Genomic DNA, 19,315 nt, shown 5'->3' on the forward strand with positions numbered 1-19,315 from the left:
CGCACCCCGAGGGCACTTGTTCCCGAACGGCTCGAAAGCTCGCCATCGGTTGACAGGCGTTACTGCGAAAAAGCCAAACTCTCACATACGTCGATGTATGCTTCGATCTTGACTTTTTCTTGCGTCGTTACACTCTCTTTATCCGTAAAGCTCGAAGACTTGCTAACGGCTAAAGGTTGCACTGCACAGATTTGTCTCAATCTATTTCAGAAATTAATTCTTACTTAGTGGCGTCGAGAAGTTTATCTAACAGGGCACGTGTTTTTGGCTCTTTGTACATGTCCATGTTTTTCATAGGCTTCACCATCTCGCGGAAAGATTTCATGTCAGGGTGTTCGTCAATGATCATCCCTTTTTCTTTGAGAGTGGCAAGGTACTCTGCTTCTTTTTCGCGGTTTACTTTGCGCTGGTAGATTGCGGCATCACGCATGGCAGTTTCGAACATTGTCTGCGTTTCTTTTGGTAATGCTTCGAACCACTGAAGATTAGCAATGTCGATGTGAACTGAGTAGACATGTCCGGTTAGGGCGAGATACTTCTGCACTTCGTACAATTTGTATTCGTTAAATACCCACAATGGATTTTCCTGACCATCAATGGTTCCCTGCTGTAACTCGGAGTAAATAGGCCAGCCCATCGGTGTCGGGTTTGCATCAAGAGTGCGCCATAATTCTTTATGGAATGTTGACTGCATTACACGCAGCTTCAGCCCTTTCACGTCTTTAGCTGAATGAATTGCGCCGCGGTTATTGGAAAGATTACGAAAGCCATTTTCGGAGAATTGTAATCCTTTGAAACCGGCTTGCGCTAATGAATCGAGTGCTTCCTTGCCGACTGGGCCGTCAAGAACGCGGTCTGCTGTTTCGGAATCTTTAAACAGAAACGGGAATGCTATCGCTTTGATTTCTGGAACAAAGGTATCGAAAGGTCCAAGGGTAACAATTGCCATTTGAATTGCACCAAGCTGAACCTGTTGCAAAATTTCTGTTTCTTTTCCCAGTGAGCCGGAGTGGTACAGCTTAACTGTGTACTCATCGCTTGAACGTTTTTTGATCAGCTCTGCAAATTTTTCAGCCGCTACGTACTGTGCTGAACCGGGCTTCGTAACAACCGCAAGCTGTACTTGTGTTGCAGCCATTGCAGGAACTGCAAAACAGATTGCCGCGAGGACGAAAACAAAAAATTTTGTGAATTTCATGAGGTCTCCCAGTAACTTTTTGATATATAGAACAGCGTGCGTTGCCTGTTCGAAATTGTACCATATAGTACGTATTGAAACCAATACGGAACCGTTTTTGAGTAGACAGACGTTGTTATTTTGCAAAGAAAATGACAAAAAGCTGCGTAACGGTAGCTCGTTATTTATTGTAACAGAGGGGAATGTCAACAGCCCTTTTTTTTATGTGTAGTTTTACGATAATAAATGCACGAAGTTACAGTAAACACTGTGTTCTCTGGATGTGTAGTGCGCAATATCTGTGCTGCTCGCTACCATGTAGACAAGGCTGCTACACGTTGAGTAAAGAATAGCTCCTGTTGTAGGTGGGGAGTTGCACTCTTTTTGTAAATAATTTATCGATTAGGGTACCGTTATACTACTGAAGTTGCGAGGAAAACATGAGCCAGATGCCTTTGACTCACAAGAGAATTGCCCGAATTTTGGGCGTCTCAGAGACAACTGTAAAAAGTTACAGACGTAAATTTCCAGATTGCATTCCTGTAGCGAGCAAGGGAAAGCCGATTCAGTTCACAGATGAGGCTCTTGAGGTATGTCGCGCAATACGCGACTTATTTAGCGCAGGGCTTTCAATCGAAGAAACGCACCAGCGTCTTGCTGAGCTTTTTGAATTTATTGTTCCGCCGGTTTTTGAAGAACCGGAAGAAGACAATGAAGTTGTAGAAGTCGTTTTGCCTGACGATTACAAGCAGGCAATGAGCAGCCTTGCGACAAGCATGGTGAATCTTTCCTTAAAACAGGAACAGATGCTTAAAAAAATGAGCTCCATTGAGTCGCGTTTGCAGCAACTTGGGCTTGCAGATGTACGCACATCGGGCACAACATCATCTGATCCAGTACTTGCAGAACTTCGTGTATTAACGGAACGCACTGAAGCCTTATGGGATGCTATTTCCTGTAGCGTTTCTGCTGACTCCACTACTCATTCAGATTATACAGAACCCTCTCCAAAGCTTGAGAGTCAGGTTCAGAAAGCAAAAGTGCACAGGCTTGTTCCATTGCGTGAAGCAATTTCTCATGATCCGCCGCGCAAGATACTTGCAATGCCGCTTCTTATTCAGGAACGGGAAGGTGAGTATACTCCACTGCATGGTCGAGGTAATAGTCGTATTACTCTTAATGATTTGCGCGCTTCCTTGATGACACATTTTGTCGAGGACGACTGCTACACAATTCATTGGTCTGAAAATAATTCCGGCTGGCAACTCGATTTGTTGCAGGAAAGGGCGCATGTGCCGCATAATATTTGTCTTACCATGGCACAAACTTCTACGTTGCGTGGTTCTGTTATGGTCATTAAAGATATGACCACTAACGGGCATGAAATTACCCCCGGCGCGTTGCAAGATTTTATTTCGGATGTTTATTCTCGCTAGCAGACTGCTCTGAATAAAAAATACTGATTTTACGTGAAGGCTAACTTGTTTTGCAAGTTGGCCTTTTTTTGTTTTCAAAAGCTCATCTCTTTTTATTTTTTCTAAATATCCAATAAATTAACATGACTACAGTTTGTTGTGCCAAGATGTACTCTAGAATTGAATGGTGGTAGTACAGTGATAACTTAGCGTATTCTAGTTATAATGTGCGGTATGCATTATTCCATTCTGATTAAGAATAACGGGGTATTGAGATGGGACAAGTTTTAGCTATTTGTGTGAGTAAGAAAAAAGGCGAGCAAAAGAAGCCTGTAGATTCTGCTGTGCTCATTGAAGAGCATGGCATTGAAGGCGATGCGCATGCAGGAAGTGGCAGGCAGGTTAGTTTGCTTGCTGTTGAGAGCGTGGATAAGATGCGCCACAAGCTTCCGACGCTGAAGGCTGGCGATTTTGCAGAAAATCTGCTTGTGAGCGGATTTCCGATTACTTTTTTACGTGTCGGGTTGCAGTTTACAATCGGCTCTACATTGCTAGAACTGACCCAGATCGGGAAAAAATGTCATTCAAAATGCGAAATTCATAAAGCCGTCGGTTTCTGTGTAATGCCGACTGAGGGGATTTTTGCACGAGTCCTCAAGGGCGGTGAGATTAAAACGGGCGATGAAATAACTCTTCTACCATAACAAAACTTTATGACTCATAAGCTATTGCAAGGCTGTTCTTTTTTCAAGGAACAGCCTTTTTTATTACATAAAAGGTCGTGGGGTATAAGCCGCGAGGCTATGCAAGCAACAGGCTAACCTCGCGAATAAAAGTCTTTGGAGATTCCTAAGAACCTTTCTACAGAGCCTTAGCCGTTCTCGAGAATGAGAGAATACGGATACGGACAGTGAAACAAGGTTCTTAGGCCGCCGGAGGCAAGCCCCACAGGGAAACCAGATGAAAACGATATAGAACCTCCAAGGCCTCGTTTTAAGGCAAAAAAAAGCCGCAGTAACTGCGGCTTTTTAATTCTATGTTCAGTACCGGCTTAGTAGCGGTAGTGATCTGCTTTGAAAGGACCGTTCTGGTCGATACCGAGGTATTCAGCCTGAGCTTCAGTAAGCTTGGTGAGTTTAGCATCAAGACGATCGAGGTGGAGGCGTGCAACTTCTTCATCGAGGTGTTTAGGAAGAGTGTAAACTTTGTTCTCGAGGGAGTCGTTAGCAGCAAGCTCGAGCTGAGCAAGAGCCTGGTTGGTGAAGGAGTTGGACATAACGAAAGAAGGGTGACCTGTTGCGCAACCGAGGTTAACGAGACGACCTTCTGCGAGCACGATGATGGTGCGACCGGACTGGAGAGTCCATTTGTCTACCTGAGGCTTGATGTTGAGAACGGTACAACCGTTATCGCCTTCGAGGTATGCCATTTCGATTTCGTTATCGAAGTGACCGATGTTACAAACGATAGCTTCGTCTTTCATCATTTCCATGTGAGCGCCGGTGATAACGTTGAAGTTACCGGTAGTGGTCACAAAAATGTCTGCTGAACCAACCATGTCTTCGAGTGTGACTACGTCGTAGCCTTCCATTGCAGCCTGAAGCGCACAAATTGGATCAATTTCAGTAATAGCAACGCGAGCACCAAAGCCGCGCATGGACTGAGCACAACCTTTACCAACGTCGCCGTAACCGAGAACAACTACGGATTTACCAGCGATCATTACGTCGGTAGCACGTTTGATACCGTCTGCAAGAGATTCGCGGCAACCGTAGAGGTTGTCAAATTTGGACTTGGTAACAGAGTCGTTAACGTTGATTGCAGGGAAGAGAAGAGCGTTTTCTTTTTCCATCTGGTAGAGACGGTGAACGCCAGTGGTGGTTTCTTCAGAAACACCTTTGATTTTTTTAGCAATGCGAGTCCATTTTCCAGGGTTTTCCTGAAGGGACAGAGCGATGCGATCCATTACAATCTGGAATTCTTTGTTGTCGTATGCTTTTTTAACGATGGAATCGTCTTTTTCAGCTTCAACACCTTTGTGGATGAGCATAGTCGCGTCGCCACCGTCATCAACGATGAGGTCAGGACCGGAACCGTCAGGCCATGTAAGTGCCTGCTCGGTGCACCACCAGTATTCTTCAAGAGATTCGCCTTTCCATGCGAAAACTTTTGCCATACCGGAATCAACGATTGCTGCTGCTGCGTGATCCTGAGTGGAGAAAATGTTGCAGGAAGCCCAACGGATGTCTGCACCAAGAGCGTGCAGGGTTTTGATAAGCATAGCGGTCTGGATTGTCATGTGCAGGGAGCCCATAACTTTGAGACCTGTAAGAGGCTTCTCGGTGCCGTATTTTCTGATGGTCTGCATGAGACCCGGCATTTCACGTTCGGAAATCTGCATTTCTTTGTGACCGAAGTCAGCAAGAGACATGTCAGCAACTTTATTTTCAAGGCTCAGATCAAGCTTGATAGCGCGGTTTGCGTCAGTCATTTCTCAATTTCTCCTAAGAAATTTATTGTGTATTTTCAGCTACAATAAGATGAATTGTCAGTCCGTTGCGCACAGGGTGTAGCGAGCTTTGACGTAATGCAAAGCCTGCCTCTGTGAGCTTCAGCGCTAAATTTGTCATGTCAAAACCAAGCCAGCGGTCACCGTAGTCTGCACGCATTTTTTCGTTGTCGTGCTTATCAAAGTCGGCAAGCACAAGCAGGCCGCCTTTGCGGAGAACGCGTCGGATTTCTTTCAGGGATTTTCCCGGGTGGGAAAGGTGATGCAACACCATGTTGATGGTGGCGAAATCTGCTTCGCCATCACGTAATGGAAGATGTTCAAGATCGCCGATCCGTAAAGAAATACGGTCTTCGTCTTCAACCAGTCTGCGTTTTGCAAGCTCCAGCATACGTGGGGAACCATCTACGCCAATAATGTTCAGCGAGCGCTCAAGCATACGCTCAAGCAGGGTTCCTGTTCCGCAGCCTAAGTCCACAGCTACTTTGCAGCGTGGCATACGTTCGAGAATAGCACCCGGTAGGTCGAAATCACCGATAACTTCGCGGTTGAGCTGATCCCAGTCTTCGGCGATGGCATTAAAGAACTGCTTCGTTTTACGAACACGTTCTTCAATAATGGTCGCAGCCATTTCCATGTCGGAATCAAGAGTCTCATCTTCGTCAATAAACGCTGCAACAGCGTCAATAAACTCTCTTCCTTCGCCTTCTGGTGGTGCACTGTAAAAAACCCACAATCCATCGCGACGAGAGGTCAAAAGGCCTGCGCCTGTGAGGATTTTAAGATGGCGTGATACGCGGGACTGCCCCATTTCCAGAATGGTAACAAGCTCGTTTACGCTAAGCTCGTACCTGTTGAGAACGTGCAGTAATCTCAGGCGGGTTTCATCTGCCAGCGCCTTGAATACAGGAAGGATGGTCGACATATTATATTCCTATGCTATTTTCGGCTGTCTTGATTGAGTTGCATCAAGAAAACTTGATACAGCTTTATCTAAGGTTTGAGATACAGTCAAGTAAATCAACCGTGAATAACAATTAGTGCAATTCTCGCAAAAGCATTGGGGGAAAACAGTTTCCGACTTTCATAATTGCGCTACTCATGGATACTTCGCACTATGAAAAGAGCAGTTTCATGATTGAGTGGTAATAAATAAGATATACTGAATTTTAGATACTGGTGAAGAAAGTTATAAGGCGTAACTGTTGATGGGTAGAGACTTTTATTGAATACGGTGGTCTTATTTTATTGATAATTCAGATTTTTATGGAACTTGTTCAGGACAAAATTCTTGCATGTGTTCTCTGCTTGCTATACTGCTTGCCCGAAGTACACAGGCATAAAAAATATTACGGATAACTTAGCTTGCAGATAGATTTTGCTGCGAGAAATCCGCACAGACTGCCTGCTCAACAGGAGCGTTTTCAATGTTGTTTCCAGGTTCGCGCCAGCGAACAGAATTTATCAAGTATGGTGTAAAAACCGCACTTGCTGCACTTCTTTCTTATGTTCTAGCATCACTTACTGACCCGGACTTGGGTTTCTGGGCTGTTATTAGCGCTGTTATTGTTATGCAGCGTAACGTTGCCGCGTCTATGCAGATGTGCGGGTACCGTCTTGTGGGTACTGCCATCGGTGCGACAATGGGCATGACAGCTCTATATCTTGTTCCGCCTACAGATCATGGTCGCCTTGCAGGATTCCTCGTAACAGTAGGGCTTTGCGCATATCTTAAGCGTTATACAAACCGCTTTTCTATGGCTGCTATCACCGTCACCATCGTTATGCTCGCTCCGCAAGCCTCTGGTGACTACATCCAATATGCCCTCTTTCGCGTAGCAGAAATTAGCATCGGTGTGTGTTCAACATTCATCGTTGCGCTTCTTATCTGGCCACACCATGCAAGCGAAGAACTTAAAGAGCGCTTGCAGGAACAGTTCACGCGCTGTGCAGATAAATTCGAACTCATCATAGACTCATTCATGGCTCTCAAGTGTGATACCTGTAAAGGCATGCTTATCGATCTTGAAGACGAAATTCACTACAATAGAGAATTGTTTCGTGGTTACCTGCGTCATGAGCGGTTATTTGTTGATGACGATTCAGCCATGCTCGATATTAAAATTGAGACTCTCGTGCAAAGTGTAGAGCACTTGCGTGCCATGCTGCATGTTGTGCACGAACTCCGAGACAGTGATTACTGCATCATTATGGAAGCTGAAATTCGTAAAGTGGTGAAAGAATCGCAGGATGTAATGCGTGCGATCGGGCGAAATGTTATTCCTGACAACCGCAAGTTGCAGCAAGCTTTGTTCAGTGCAGATAAGCGGCTGGAACATCTGCGTGAAGAAGGGATGATTCAGCGTATCACTATGCGCGACATGATGCAGATTGTAAGCTTTTACCACAGTGCCCAACAGCTTGGTGAAGATTTGATTATCTCTATTAAGAAGCAGAATAAGTACAAACGCGTTTAGTTTTTAGCTTGTGTTTTGTTTGCCTCCGGCGGGCAGGCTCTGCCTTGCATCCGCAAGGGGGAGGCCCCCTTGACCGCCATTATGGGGGAGTCTTTTTTGTTTGTTCTTTAGTATGATAATACGTGGTTACGAACAAATTTAGATAAAGAAATCAGGTGTACTAGCTTTATTGAGAAGCGAGAGTATACTGATAGTCGTGATTTTAGCTTGGAACTGTTGACCATTGTTTACGGTCAACAACTCACCTGTACGTCAACGCAGTCGAGAGGGCGTCCCTCTCGCGGGGATGCAAGGGGCTGGCCCCTTGCCCGTCGGAGACAAAAGAATTCAAGCACCGCAGTCTGCCGGAGGCATTAGCCTTCCACAAGTTGAGAGGAATTATGGAACATAGCGCAAGCAAAATGCTTAAGAAGCTTCTGTATGAGAAGGGCGGAGACCGCAACATGCCACTTGTGCCATTATGGCAGAATTGGGACATGGTTATGGGCGAGGAGCTGGCAGAGCTTGGTCGTCCTTTGGGTCATAAAAACCGTACGATTATTATTGGTGCTGAAGATAATATGGCTCAGTACGAACTTTCTGCGCAAACATATGATGTTCTTGAGCGGGTGAATGCATTTCTTGGAAAAGATATGTTTGATACTGTGCAGGTCGAGTTGATGCGGGGGCGAGAGGCTCTTGATGATATTACTATGCCGACGTTTGAAAAAGCACTGGTAAAAATTCCACCACGGCCTGATGATCTTGGAGATCTAGAACATATCCTTGATCCTGAATCACCTGTGACTAAGTGTTACAAAAAATATGTTGCGATGTATGACGGGAAAAAATATGAGTAAGGATGTGGGGCATCGCACTTTTCGATCTTAAAAAATTTCCTTGCAGAGTGGTACTATGCCTATAGATACAATTGCTCAAAAAATTTTGCAGATAATCGGCAGCCCTCCTGCAGAAGGGCATAATTCCATTTTCCCACTCAGTACGGTTTATTCCACCACGCAACACACTATGCGGTCTGTAATAGCCCCTCAAACTATCGCCCTACTTGTCCTGCAAGGTACTAAGATTCTTACATTGCAAGCAGAGTCTATTCGTCTTCATGTTGGTGATATGTTTATGATTCCTCCGCAGATAGAATTTACAGTGGAGAACATTCCTGAAGCTGATACAGGGCAGTATCTTGCTCTATGTTTGACCTTTGATGAGAAAATGCTGGCGCGCGTCGGTGCGTTGAAAAATAACGAAAGTAATCTTTCTCCTCAACGAGCTAGTATGTTTCGTTTTCTCATGACTTCGGATCTGGACGCAGCAATAGAAACCGTTCTTAACTCCATTGCTAATTACCCGCAAAATCACCACCTGCGCTCTTTGTATCAAGAAGCGGTTTTGACCATCATAGGAGAGGAGACCTCCTGTGTGCCTTATTTATGGGAGCAAGCACAAAGTTGGCAGGCTCGCTGTGCCTTCCTCTTCAGTATGGATCCTGGATATAGATGGACAATCACAGAGGTCGCGGAACGTCTTGGTGTTGGTGAAAGGAGTCTTCGACGTCACTTGCAGGCAGAGGACATTGGTTTTCGAGAACTTTTGCAAGCGACACGGCTTAATGCTGCTTTGAACAGGCTGCAATTAGGCACAGAAAACGTGGGAGAAGTTGCTTATCGTTGCGGTTATGAATCCGCTTCACGTTTTGCCGGACTTTTCAAACAGCGCTTTGGCATTACCCCTAGTGAATTATTACGGGCTTATGCCGTTTCCGAATACTCTTTGACCGAATCATGATAGTTGCCTATCCGTGCGCATGCTACCTTTATTGAAACACCACTTTTATCTTTTGGAGGTTTCATGCGATATCTATTAGCTTGTTTTGTTATAACAGCTCTTTTGTTCTCTACCGCGAATGCTGCAGATTTCACTCTGACAAGTCCGGATGTACAAAATGGAGAGCGTCTTTCAATCAAACAGGTTTTTAACGGTTTTGGTTGTACGGGGGATAATGTATCTCCGTCCCTTGAGTGGAAGAATGTTCCAGCCGAAACCAAAAGCTTTGCTGTTACACTGTATGATCCGGATGCACCGACCGGAAGCGGTTGGTGGCATTGGGTCGTGTTTAACATTCCGGCATCAATCCAGTCTTTACCTGCTAATTTTGGGACGGATCAGTCTCCTTTGCTTCCTGCCACTACTATTCAGTCTAGAACGGACTTCGGGACAAAAGGATTTGGTGGCGCGTGTCCTCCTCAGGGAGATAAGCCTCATCGATACCAATTTACCGTTTACGCATTGGATGTAGACCGTCTTGATCTTCCATCGGGGGCTCCCGCTGCGATGGTAGGATTTTATTTGCACCAGCACACTATTGCCAAGGCGCAAATCATAGCAACTTACAGTAGGTAGTATCGTTGTATACGAGCGGGGAGGTTAGCCTCCCTGCATTGTAGTGCAGCAACATCTTTTTGAAATTCAACAAGTGTGGATTTTAAGCAAGCAAGAGTTATGAACGCGCAGTGGTAGTCTGACATTCGTTGTCTCGGAGACTGAGGGAGCGGAAGATTTGCTATACGTAGGGGATGGCTTTCAATGCACAGCTAGAGAAGGGTAAAGAGAAAGGTCTTACAGGGAACATTGTGCAAGTTTGTTGGGACAATTCGTTCACACGGTCACAGCTACTTAGCGATAGAAACCGGATTCCCTGTTTTGAATTCCTTCGCCGCCCGAACAAAGTTCACTGCCCAGTGCGGTTCGCCTAGTGCGAACAGGTGGGTGTAGGATGCAAAAACATTCTTGTAGATAAGCCCGTCTAAGCGCTCACCCATTCCGAATCCTTTCGACATACGGAAGCCGAATGTTGGCTGTCCATTATCCACAATACATTTTGAATAATGAAATTCGTGCCCGCGGACTACAGAACCCAGTGGATGATACGGGTTTGGTTCAATAACTTCTGCATCAATATATCCAAGCCCTTGAGGGCGCTTGCACAGCTGAGTTTGAACAGGAAGCACGCCAGTCATAGGTGATGTTGCTGAATCCTGAATAAGGGCTTTGCATAGATACATAAATCCGCCGCATTCGGCGTAGATTGGCATTTCATTTTCTGCGAGCGCACGTACGTGTTCGCAGATTTTTTTATTGGCAGTGATGGACTCGTGCATGGTTTCAGGGAAACCGCCGCCTAGATAGAGTGCATCAATTTCCGGCCAGTCTTTATCGGATGTAATGGATAAGCGGATGAGTTGTGCGCCTGCGTGTTGCAGGGCTTGCAGGTTTTCATCGTAATAGAACCACAAGGCGTCGTCATGCACGTACCCGATGCGAGGCGTAATGGTTGGATCAACTTCCGGACAATTCGGCATTGTGGTTGTGCATGGACTGTCTACTTTAGAGGTCGCATTTGCACCTGTAGAGACCTTTTCTACCACGTCCCACACGTTGGGCTGTTCAGGAAGTTTTGGGGCGCTAGAAGCTATCTCCCACATTTTTTCTACATCAAGATGCTCTTCGATGATATTCGCAACTTGCTCCAATGCGGAGTTTGTTCCTTCGTACTCTGCGTTTGAAATAAGTCCCATGTGCCGTTCTGGAATAGGGTTGTTCTTAATCTTTGGTAAGCAGCCGAGCACAGGCACGTCTGTGTAGTGCTCAATTGTCTGGCGCAGAATAGAACGATGGCGGTCTGTTGCTGTGCGGTTAAGAACCACACCTGCGATGTGAACACCTTCTTCAAAGTTGAGCATACCTGTGAGGATTGCAGCAGCTGTACGGGTCATTTTGGTACAGTCCATTGCAAGAATAACGGGGGTGTTGATTATGCGGGCAAGTTCTGCTGTGGAGCAGGTTCCCGTCACATCTTTACCGTCAAACAGACCACGGTTCCCTTCGATAAGCGCACCATCATATCCTGTCGCTGTGGTGGCAAACAGGGCGTTGAGGGTCGCATTGTCCAGAAGGTACGGGTCGAGATTGGTACAAGGGTTTTGTGCAGCAAGCGCCAGCCATTTGGCATCAATGTAATCAGGCCCTTTTTTGAAAGGCTTGATACATAGTCCTTTACGGCTCCACGCTCTTGTAGTGCCAAGACTTGTGATGGTTTTGCCTGTACCGCCGCTGAGTCCGGCAATAATGAGTCGTGGAAGTGTCATATGATGCCTTGCTACACAAAGTGTCGAGTTGTGAAATGGGTCTACCAAATAGAAAGAGCGTATGGACAAAAGCCCATACGCCTTACGCTCTGTAGAACAAAGAACTTAATCTTCGTGCTCAGCACTAGCCTGTTTGCCAGCACCTTTGAGACCGTACATGGTAGTGGAACCTGAGGACCAGTATTCCATTACTTCAGTTTTAACGAGCTCTGAGAGGATCTTTTTTACAGCACGAGGTTTCATATCCGGAAAGAGCGGAAGGAAATCGTTGAAGTAAAATTTAGATTTGTTCTTAGATTTGGACTCAATGAAGTCAACAATAATTTTAGTTGATTCTTCCATGGGAAGCCCCTTTAGCGTTTAAGCGTTAAACCGGACGAGGGAAACCCTCGTCCGGCGTAATTTCGAAGTAACTTTGCTTAGAACTTGAACTGGGTAGTCTGACGCCAGGTGTAGTAAGCGTGGTCACGGAAGTCATCAATGAGATGCTCGGTGAACTCGAAGCCGGTAAGTTCGAAGAACTTTTCCCAACCAATGCGTTCAATCCAATCGCCAAGACGCTCATATTTCATAGCGTTGTCAGCGTAGATATCGATGATGAGTTTTACTTTCTCAGTAAGTGTAGGCCAGCGAGGCATTTCGTTAGGAATGTACGCTACAACAACTTTAGAGAATTTAGGCTGGGAGATACGGTTAGAAACCTTACCACCAACCATGATTACAACGCCGTCACCTTCGCCATCGGAGATAGGAAGAGCAGGACACATAGTGTAGCAGTTACCACAGTACATGCAACGCTCATTCTTAATAGCGATGGTGTTAACTTTCTTACCGTCGAGTTCGATCTTAGTAGGGCGAACAGCAGCGGTAGGACAAGAAGCAACTGCGAGAGGAATCTCACAAAGCTGATCAGTCCACTCGTGGTCGATCATTGGTGGCTTGCGGTGGATACCAACAAGGCCAATGTCGGAGCAGTGTACCGCACCACACATGTTGATACAACATGCGAGGGAGATACGAACTGGTGCAGGCAGACGGTGATTCTGGAAGTCAGAGAAAACTGAATCCATAACAGCTTTAACTGGGCCAGAAGCGTCAGTTGCAGGAGTGTGGCAGTGAACCCAACCCTGAGTGTGAACGATGTTGGTAATACCAGCACCGGTGCCACCGATAGGGAATTTGTGGGAACCACCATCGAATTTACGAGAAGAAAGATCTTCTTTAAGAGCAGCGAGTTTTTCTTCGCTGTCAGTCATAAATTCAACGTTGTTACGAGTAGTAAAGCGGAGGTGGCCGTCACAATGTTTGTCAGCAATTTCGCAAATTTCGCGAATATGAGTAACAGACATAAGACGAGCAGCACCTACACGAACGGTAAATACTTTATCGCCGGATTCGCCAACGTGAACCAATACACCAGGCTCGAGGATTTCGTGGTAAGCCCACTTGCCCTTGTTTGCCTTGATTACTGGAGGAAGGAATTCTGTGAATTCGCGTGGGCCAATATCAGTGATACGGCCTTCCATTGGTTTCGCTGGATTGTAACCGGAAGAGATGAATGCCATGTTATTGTGCTCCTCTTCTTAGCGCTGGTGGCGCTTGCGGTATGCGTTGATGTCACGGTCCCAACCACCAGGTACGTCTTCTTCTTTGAAGAAGATGTATGGGTTGTGACGAGGCTCCTGAACGTTGTGAGCAGTCGGGGTCTGACCAGTAACTTCGAGAAGTTTCTGGAGAGAGAGACGACGCATGGTTTCACCAAGGCGCTCACGGTTCTTACCTTCTTCCATCCACCAATCCCAAATGTTTTCAATAACTTCTTTGATTTCTTCGAAATCTCCGGAAGCTTCAATGAATGGGATAATGAGGGAGGACATCTGTGCACCGTCGAGAATAGGAGCTTTCGCACCACAAAGGATGGAAGCGCCACGTTCGTCACCGATACGCAGAGCACGAGGCATAGTGTTGATGCAATGCATACAACGAACACATTCGGAACGATCGATAGCGAGTTTGCCGCCTTCCCACTTCATTGCTGCAGAAGGACAACGGTTGATAACTTCAGCTTCGATGTCGAATGCGCCCCAATCTTTACCGGAGTGTGCGCCTGCGTTTGGCTTGAATTCGCCAGCAACGTAAGCAGCAACAGCTTCCTGATCGATTTTGATGCTATCTTTCCAAGTACCAACAACTGAGAAGTCGGAGCGAGCCATAGCAGCTACACAACCGTTAGGACAGCCGTCAAACTTGAATTTGAACTTGTATGGGAATGCTGGACGGTGAAGTTCGTCCTGGTATTCCATGGTCAAGTTGTAAGAAGCAGCCTGGGTATCGTAACATGCGTATTCACAACGGGACTCGCCGAGGCAAGCTGCTGGGGTACGCAGGTTAGAACCGGAGCCACCAAGGTCGTTATTCAGATTGTGAGTAACTTCCCAGAAGACTTCTTCAAGCTGTGGTGTTGTTGTACCAAGAAGTACGATATCACCAGTTGCACCATGCATGTTGGTAAGACCAGAGCCACGGAGGTCCCAGATGTCACAGAGCTGACGAAGGAAATCAGTGGTGTAGTATTTACCAGCAGGCTGGTTCAAACGTACGGTGTGGAAATGAGCAACGCCAGGGAACTGCTCAGGCTGGTCACAGTAACGACCAATAACGCCGCCGCCGTAACCGAATACGCCTACGATGCCGCCGTGTTTCCAGTGAGTTTCACCGTCGTTGTAAGAAAGTTCCAGAACACCGAGGAGATCGTCAGGACAATCTACAGGGATCTGGTAATCAAGGCCTTTAGGGTTAGCAGCACGCGTTGCTGCTTCCTGCTTAATGTCGGAGACAAAACTTGGCCAAGGGCCAGTTTCGAGCTGATCCAACATCGGAGTTGCGTGTTTCGCCATTACCTTACCTCCACAAAAAAGTTGGTATGTGTTTTTACACCAGACACTTCCATCCCACCGCAGGCGATCTGATAGCGGTCAAGATGGACGCACCTTATAGGGAGTAAATCTGGTCTAAGATTTCGTTCCTGAAAAAGGGCGTGATTTTTTGGACAAAGTTATCTCTTGCTAGAAAGAACGCCTCGATTTGTCAAGTGTATTTGATAAGTTTGTGTATAGCATTTTCTATTTGTAAGTTGCAGAAAAACAACGCAAACCCCGCGTTATATGCTGACAATTTAAGTTTGCAGTAGGGTAGTAACATAACGAACTTTCATCAAAAGAAAGTGCATATTTCCGCAAGTGCTTTTTTTCACAATTTTAGGGTGCGGAAAAATGTCAGCAAGATTAAGATGTAATAAGATGTAAAATCTTTTTCTCAGAAAAAAATGGATGGGAACTTGGAAAAAACGCAGTCGCGCAGACTTGACCTCGCTGCATAAATGAGGTCAAAGCCACACAAGAACTATGTGAGGTTTGTTATGAAAGATCAGCTCGGACACTACTACTATCCGGCACCGAATGATAAGAAAACCCGTGTATATGTGCGTCGCAACGCAGATGACATTGAATTTCGCATTTGGCGTGCAGATAATGAGCAAGTATGGGATCAGCACGGTTGGGTGCCATTTGAAGCCATCAAACAGGCTGCAGAAATGTATAAAGGAATGGGGCGCGATGCCGACCCGATGCTTTTTTATGATATCTCTGTAGCGAAAGTTTTGCTCAGCGAAAACTAGTAGCCATTTTTGGCTGTACAAAAGATATTGTATTTTTTGTACAACTAGCGGCAGCCCTGAATTCTCAGGAGCTGCCGTTATTTTTTTGTCCAAAAAACGTCAGTATAAAATGTTCATATATAATGTTACTAACGTAATCGAAAGAGTGTTTTTGCGCTCCGTCCTGTTCAGAATCGATGGTGGAGTCACTGTACCAGCAAAAAAAAATTGCGTAGAATTCGTATTCGTTGAATAATCAACGAGTTCTAATGGTTGGTTCAGTCGTCCTCCTTGCTTTGCGCAATGGGGACTTTGTTTAGTGCCGGTTTTGCCTTTTTTGTAAAATCGTGTACTGTGACCGATGCAACACGAGATGAGGTGATCATGTCCCGCCGATGGATAGAAGCCAATAGAGAAGAGTTTGCACGCGATATCATGCGTGATTTCTGCATGGTATCAAGCATTCTGGAAGAACAGTTTGCACGTTTTTCAGACTCCGGTGCGGTTTCGTTTACACAAGTGCGTGATCTGCTGGGCAGTACCATGAACAAGGGACTGCTTTGGCGTTTAAAAGACACCGCTCATCATTTGCTCAGAACAGACGTGCAGGCTCCTGTGGTAGCGAAGGCTCTGGACTGGGCTATCAGTTATGTGTTTCACGAATGTATCAAGCTAAAAGAAGATGCCTACCAGCAACAGCACTATGCTCCTATGTTTAAAGCATTGGAGAAGCCTGCTGCGGAAAATGGCATTCAGGACATTGTCGAACCTTTTTCACAGCTCCTCGGGGAAACTCGCGAGAGTATGTCTCGCGAAATTGCCCGTATTTCTTTTTTGCTTTCACGCTGCAAAACACTCTTTTGCATCTACTGCGCTCACAACAAGCAAAATTTATTGCTTTCCAGGTTGTTATATTCACGTAACGAGCTGGTCAGGGGCGTATTCGGTAACGACTATGACACTCTAATCTCTTCTATTTATGGAACGGTGCCAGAAGAAATGTATATTCTGGCAGCAGAAGGGCTTTTGGAAGGAGGACGCCTTGATGAGGCGTTAGAGGCAGCAATAGAAGCAGCGCAGATAAATCCTGCGTGTACCAAAGCTGCTACAGTGCGCCAAAATATTGAAGAATTGTTAAAAGACTCGTCTCCAAGGAGGGTAAAGAACAGTGACCTTGTTTCATCTAAACCGCGCGACATCGAAGCTTAAACTCGAGAACCTTGAACAAGGTGAGTATTTCCGTGATCTGTATCCTTACAAGCAGATTAGCCGTATCGCGTTTGATGATGTTTTTGTGGCACCGCGTCCTGCGGAACCTATGTTCATCACCGATACCACTTTTCGGGATGGCCAACAGGCAAGACCTCCGTACACGGTAAAGCAAATTGAAACTATTTTTGACATGCTGCATAGACTTGGTGGTAGAAGCGGATTAATCCGTGCCTCCGAGTTCTTCATGTATTCAGACAAAGACAAACGTGCCATCGATGCCTGCCGATCAAGGGGCTACAAATATCCGGAAATTACCGGATGGATTCGTGCCCATAAAAACGACTTGAAGATAGCTAAAAGTATGGAATTTAGAGAAGTAGGTATGCTTACCTCCGTCTCTGATTACCATATTTACTTAAAGCTGGGACTTGATCGTGAACAGGCAATGCGCAACTACCTTGATGTAGTCGAACAGGCTCTTGCCTGGGGTATTTCTCCTCGCTGTCATTTTGAGGACATTACCCGCGCTGATATTTATGGATTCTGCCTGCCATTTGCAGAAAAACTGATGGATCTTTCCCGTCAGAGCGGCCTGCCGGTTAAAATTCGTATGTGCGACACCATGGGCTACGGTGTTCCGTATACGGGAGCAACTCTCCCGCGTTCGGTTCCTCGTATTGTCCGCGCTTTTACGGATGAAGTCGGCGTGCCAAGTGAATGGTTGGAATGGCACGGACATAACGATTTTCATAAAACATTGGTTAACGCTGTAACAGCATGGCTGCATGGCTGTGGTGGCGCTAACGGAACCTTACTCGGATTTGGTGAACGTACCGGTAACTCGCCTATTGAGGCGCTTATTATTGAATACATATCCCTTACCGGTCACGACGAAGCTGCTGATACCCGAGTAATCAGTGAAATTAGTGAATACTTCGAAAGCGAGCTTGAGTACAAAGTGGCGGATAACTATCCGTTTGTTGGACGCGATTTCAACGCCACAAGTGCAGGTATCCACGTGGACGGGCTTGCTAAAAACGAAGAAATTTACAACGTATTTGACACGACTCGTCTTCTTAACCGCCCTGTGCCGATTATCATTACAGATAAATCCGGTAGAGCCGGTGTTGCGTACTGGATTAACCAGACACTTAAACTTTCAGGCGATAGTGAAGTTTCAAAACGTCACCCTGCTGTTGGTAAAGTGTACAGCCGTATTATGGAAGCGTATGAAAAAGGTCGCTCCACTTCTGTTTCTAACAAAGAAATGGAACGCCTTGTACGTCGATACATGCCGGAAATGTTCCGTACTGATTTTGATAACTTGAAAGAAGTTGCACATAATCTTGCGGCTAAGCTTATTTCCAAGCTTTCCGAAGATTGCCGGGTTATTCTCACAAAAGAGAACTACGGCTGCCTTACAGATTTTGTGCGCGACTATCCTTTCATTCAGTATCTCTATCTTACTGACAAAGAAGGTGGCTTGATCGCATCAGAAATTACTGATCTGCGATTTAAGGAACAGTACGAAGTTCTTGAAATCGGTTACGATTTCTCATCCAGAGAGTGGTTCAAGCAGCCGGTTCAAACTGGCAAGCTGCATATTACCAACCTGTACACATCTCATTTTACAGGACAGCTGATATTAACGGTATCCGCTCCTGTAACAGACAGTGATGATAACATTACTGGTGTGATCGGTGCTGATATTATGCTCGAGCAGCTCTTACAGCGTGAATGCGAACTGGAAGAGGACAAGAAGCCCGAAGAATTTTGTTAGATAACGTAAAGACGATAGAAGAACGCATGTTGCCTCTTGCGGCATGCGTTCTTTTAATATTATAGCCAGTGAATATTCTATTTTAGTTGCATTATATTCTAGGAGTATTCATTGCGAATTCTTGTTTTATCACTCTGTATTGCATGTATTATTTCGCTTGTCGGGTGTGGGAAGACACACATTTCTTCACCCAAGAAATATTCAGCCCCTACCAAAGTAAAAGCGAAGCATAAGACTTCCGGTTCATATACTGTATGGGGTAAGCGCTACACAAAATTGGCATCATCCAAGGGCTTTATTGAGTACGGAAAAGCTTCTTGGTACGGTAAAAAATTCCACGGTAGAAAAACTGCAAACGGTGAGCGGTACGATATGTACGGTATGACAGCCGCGCATAAAAATTTACCGTTTGGAACCATCCTACGCGTAACAAACATGAAGAATAAGCGATCTGTTGTTGTACGAGTTAACGACAGGGGCCCTTTTGTTGAAGGCCGCGTTGTTGATTTGACCCATTCCGCAGCAAAGAAGCTTGGCATGCTTGGACCCGGTGTTGTTTCAGTAAAGATTGAAGCCATTGGTGGCCCAGAGCATAAAAAGTATGCATCCACATCGAAAGAGCAAAGTGGATCGTTTTATATTCAGGTTGGTTCCTTCGGGGATAAGTTCAACGCCCAGACACTTCGGCAGAAGATTGTCCGTAATGGGCGTTCCTGCCGATTGTTTCAGGATGTAAGTTCCAGTATCTGGAAAGTGCATGTCGGTCCCTACTTTACTTATACGGCTGCGGAGCGGGCCAAAAAAACGCTCACGAATGAATTTTCTGGTGCCTTTATTTTTGCAAGAAAATAGGCACAAAAAAACCCGCTTTACGCGGGTTTTTTTGTAAGATGTACAGGCACACAGTGCAGGTGCAGGGTGTGCCTGACTATCCGTGCCGAGAACTAA

Annotated in this window: 17 protein-coding genes; 10 read left to right on the forward strand and 7 right to left on the reverse strand. The window is 45.8% G+C overall.

Annotation, left to right across the window (positions count from 1 at the left end; genetic code table 11):
* Positions 1-220 precede the first annotated feature (220 nt).
* Positions 221-1,198, reverse strand: coding sequence for a DctP family TRAP transporter solute-binding subunit (locus tag MKHDV_RS05805; protein WP_160713205.1), 978 nt, complete (start codon positions 1,196-1,198; stop codon positions 221-223).
* Positions 1,199-1,617: 419 nt separating this feature from the next.
* On the opposite strand from MKHDV_RS05805, the gene MKHDV_RS05810 reads away from it, so the two are divergent.
* Both MKHDV_RS05810 and MKHDV_RS05815 read left to right on the forward strand, forming a co-directional pair.
* Complete coding sequence (locus tag MKHDV_RS05810) at positions 1,618-2,613, forward strand: MerR family transcriptional regulator (protein WP_160713207.1); 996 nt, start codon at positions 1,618-1,620, stop codon at positions 2,611-2,613.
* 254 nt (positions 2,614-2,867) lie between these two features.
* Positions 2,868-3,296: an MOSC domain-containing protein gene (locus MKHDV_RS05815; protein ID WP_160713209.1), complete on the forward strand. Its 429-nt coding sequence runs from the start codon at positions 2,868-2,870 to the stop codon at positions 3,294-3,296.
* A 347-nt stretch (positions 3,297-3,643) separates the two neighbouring features.
* On the opposite strand, the gene ahcY is transcribed toward MKHDV_RS05815, so the two are convergent.
* A complete protein-coding gene (ahcY, locus tag MKHDV_RS05820) occupies positions 3,644-5,083 on the reverse strand; it encodes an adenosylhomocysteinase (RefSeq protein ID WP_160713211.1) in 1,440 nt (479 codons plus the stop codon).
* 22 nt (positions 5,084-5,105) lie between these two features.
* Complete coding sequence (locus MKHDV_RS05825) at positions 5,106-6,026, reverse strand: metalloregulator ArsR/SmtB family transcription factor (RefSeq protein WP_160713213.1); 921 nt, start codon at positions 6,024-6,026, stop codon at positions 5,106-5,108.
* A gap of 502 nt (positions 6,027-6,528) precedes the next feature.
* Here MKHDV_RS05825 and MKHDV_RS05830 point away from each other — a divergent pair.
* The 4 genes from MKHDV_RS05830 to MKHDV_RS05845 all read left to right on the forward strand — a co-directional run bounded on the left by MKHDV_RS05830 (position 6,529) and on the right by MKHDV_RS05845 (position 9,975).
* Complete coding sequence (locus tag MKHDV_RS05830) at positions 6,529-7,578, forward strand: FUSC family protein (protein WP_160713215.1); 1,050 nt, start codon at positions 6,529-6,531, stop codon at positions 7,576-7,578.
* Between the two features lie 380 nt (positions 7,579-7,958).
* Positions 7,959-8,417, forward strand: a complete 459-nt coding sequence (locus tag MKHDV_RS05835; protein ID WP_160713217.1) for a DUF721 domain-containing protein — start codon at positions 7,959-7,961, stop codon at positions 8,415-8,417.
* Between the two features lie 55 nt (positions 8,418-8,472).
* Positions 8,473-9,360, forward strand: a complete 888-nt coding sequence (locus tag MKHDV_RS05840; protein WP_160713219.1) for a helix-turn-helix domain-containing protein — start codon at positions 8,473-8,475, stop codon at positions 9,358-9,360.
* Between the two features lie 63 nt (positions 9,361-9,423).
* Positions 9,424-9,975, forward strand: a complete 552-nt coding sequence (locus tag MKHDV_RS05845) for a YbhB/YbcL family Raf kinase inhibitor-like protein (protein WP_160713221.1) — start codon at positions 9,424-9,426, stop codon at positions 9,973-9,975.
* Between the two features lie 269 nt (positions 9,976-10,244).
* On the opposite strand, the gene MKHDV_RS05850 is transcribed toward MKHDV_RS05845, so the two are convergent.
* From MKHDV_RS05850 to dsrA, 4 genes are all read right to left on the reverse strand, one after another.
* On the reverse strand, positions 10,245-11,720 hold the full coding sequence (locus MKHDV_RS05850) for a cobyrinate a,c-diamide synthase (RefSeq protein ID WP_160713223.1): 1,476 nt from the start codon (positions 11,718-11,720) through the stop codon (positions 10,245-10,247).
* A gap of 105 nt (positions 11,721-11,825) precedes the next feature.
* The gene (locus tag MKHDV_RS05855) at positions 11,826-12,062 is read right to left on the reverse strand and encodes a dissimilatory sulfite reductase D family protein (protein ID WP_160713225.1); all 237 of its coding nucleotides are present in this window, start codon (positions 12,060-12,062) and stop codon (positions 11,826-11,828) included.
* A gap of 77 nt (positions 12,063-12,139) precedes the next feature.
* On the reverse strand, positions 12,140-13,285 hold the full coding sequence (dsrB, locus tag MKHDV_RS05860; protein ID WP_160713227.1) for a dissimilatory-type sulfite reductase subunit beta: 1,146 nt from the start codon (positions 13,283-13,285) through the stop codon (positions 12,140-12,142).
* An 18-nt stretch (positions 13,286-13,303) separates the two neighbouring features.
* Positions 13,304-14,617, reverse strand: coding sequence for a dissimilatory-type sulfite reductase subunit alpha (gene dsrA, locus MKHDV_RS05865; protein WP_160713229.1), 1,314 nt, complete (start codon positions 14,615-14,617; stop codon positions 13,304-13,306).
* A 521-nt stretch (positions 14,618-15,138) separates the two neighbouring features.
* Here dsrA and MKHDV_RS05870 point away from each other — a divergent pair.
* The 4 genes from MKHDV_RS05870 (at position 15,139) to MKHDV_RS05885 (ending at position 19,219) form a co-directional block, all read left to right on the forward strand.
* Positions 15,139-15,396 (forward strand): hypothetical protein, encoded by a 258-nt coding sequence (locus MKHDV_RS05870; protein WP_160713231.1) that lies wholly within the window; start codon positions 15,139-15,141, stop codon positions 15,394-15,396.
* Between the two features lie 363 nt (positions 15,397-15,759).
* Positions 15,760-16,584 (forward strand): hypothetical protein, encoded by an 825-nt coding sequence (locus tag MKHDV_RS05875; RefSeq protein WP_160713233.1) that lies wholly within the window; start codon positions 15,760-15,762, stop codon positions 16,582-16,584.
* Positions 16,544-18,367, forward strand: coding sequence for a cache domain-containing protein (locus MKHDV_RS05880; RefSeq protein ID WP_160713235.1), 1,824 nt, complete (start codon positions 16,544-16,546; stop codon positions 18,365-18,367). The genes MKHDV_RS05875 and MKHDV_RS05880 overlap by 41 nt, the downstream gene beginning before the upstream one ends.
* A 111-nt stretch (positions 18,368-18,478) precedes the next feature.
* Positions 18,479-19,219 carry a septal ring lytic transglycosylase RlpA family protein gene (locus tag MKHDV_RS05885; RefSeq protein ID WP_160713237.1) on the forward strand — a complete coding sequence of 247 codons (741 nt, stop codon included), beginning with the start codon at positions 18,479-18,481 and terminating at the stop codon, positions 19,217-19,219.
* Positions 19,220-19,315 lie beyond the last annotated feature (96 nt).

Source organism: Halodesulfovibrio sp. MK-HDV, assembly GCF_009914765.1.
Lineage (GTDB): Bacteria > Desulfobacterota > Desulfovibrionia > Desulfovibrionales > Desulfovibrionaceae > Halodesulfovibrio.

Excerpts from the sequence above, each read along its gene's own strand:
- dsrA (WP_160713229.1), bottom strand. The coding sequence starts at position 14,617 with ATGGCGAAACACGCAACTCCGATGTTGGATCAGCTCGAAACTGGCCCT.
- dsrB (WP_160713227.1), bottom strand. The coding sequence starts at position 13,285 with ATGGCATTCATCTCTTCCGGTTACAATCCAGCGAAACCAATGGAAGGC.
- MKHDV_RS05825 (WP_160713213.1), bottom strand. The coding sequence starts at position 6,026 with ATGTCGACCATCCTTCCTGTATTCAAGGCGCTGGCAGATGAAACCCGC.
- MKHDV_RS05845 (WP_160713221.1), top strand. The coding sequence starts at position 9,424 with ATGCGATATCTATTAGCTTGTTTTGTTATAACAGCTCTTTTGTTCTCT.
- MKHDV_RS05805 (WP_160713205.1), bottom strand. The coding sequence starts at position 1,198 with ATGAAATTCACAAAATTTTTTGTTTTCGTCCTCGCGGCAATCTGTTTT.
- MKHDV_RS05870 (WP_160713231.1), top strand. The coding sequence starts at position 15,139 with ATGAAAGATCAGCTCGGACACTACTACTATCCGGCACCGAATGATAAG.
- MKHDV_RS05810 (WP_160713207.1), top strand. The coding sequence starts at position 1,618 with ATGAGCCAGATGCCTTTGACTCACAAGAGAATTGCCCGAATTTTGGGC.
- MKHDV_RS05855 (WP_160713225.1), bottom strand. The coding sequence starts at position 12,062 with ATGGAAGAATCAACTAAAATTATTGTTGACTTCATTGAGTCCAAATCT.
- MKHDV_RS05875 (WP_160713233.1), top strand. The coding sequence starts at position 15,760 with ATGTCCCGCCGATGGATAGAAGCCAATAGAGAAGAGTTTGCACGCGAT.
- MKHDV_RS05840 (WP_160713219.1), top strand. The coding sequence starts at position 8,473 with ATGCCTATAGATACAATTGCTCAAAAAATTTTGCAGATAATCGGCAGC.
- MKHDV_RS05835 (WP_160713217.1), top strand. The coding sequence starts at position 7,959 with ATGGAACATAGCGCAAGCAAAATGCTTAAGAAGCTTCTGTATGAGAAG.
- MKHDV_RS05815 (WP_160713209.1), top strand. The coding sequence starts at position 2,868 with ATGGGACAAGTTTTAGCTATTTGTGTGAGTAAGAAAAAAGGCGAGCAA.
- ahcY (WP_160713211.1), bottom strand. The coding sequence starts at position 5,083 with ATGACTGACGCAAACCGCGCTATCAAGCTTGATCTGAGCCTTGAAAAT.
- MKHDV_RS05850 (WP_160713223.1), bottom strand. The coding sequence starts at position 11,720 with ATGACACTTCCACGACTCATTATTGCCGGACTCAGCGGCGGTACAGGC.
- MKHDV_RS05830 (WP_160713215.1), top strand. The coding sequence starts at position 6,529 with ATGTTGTTTCCAGGTTCGCGCCAGCGAACAGAATTTATCAAGTATGGT.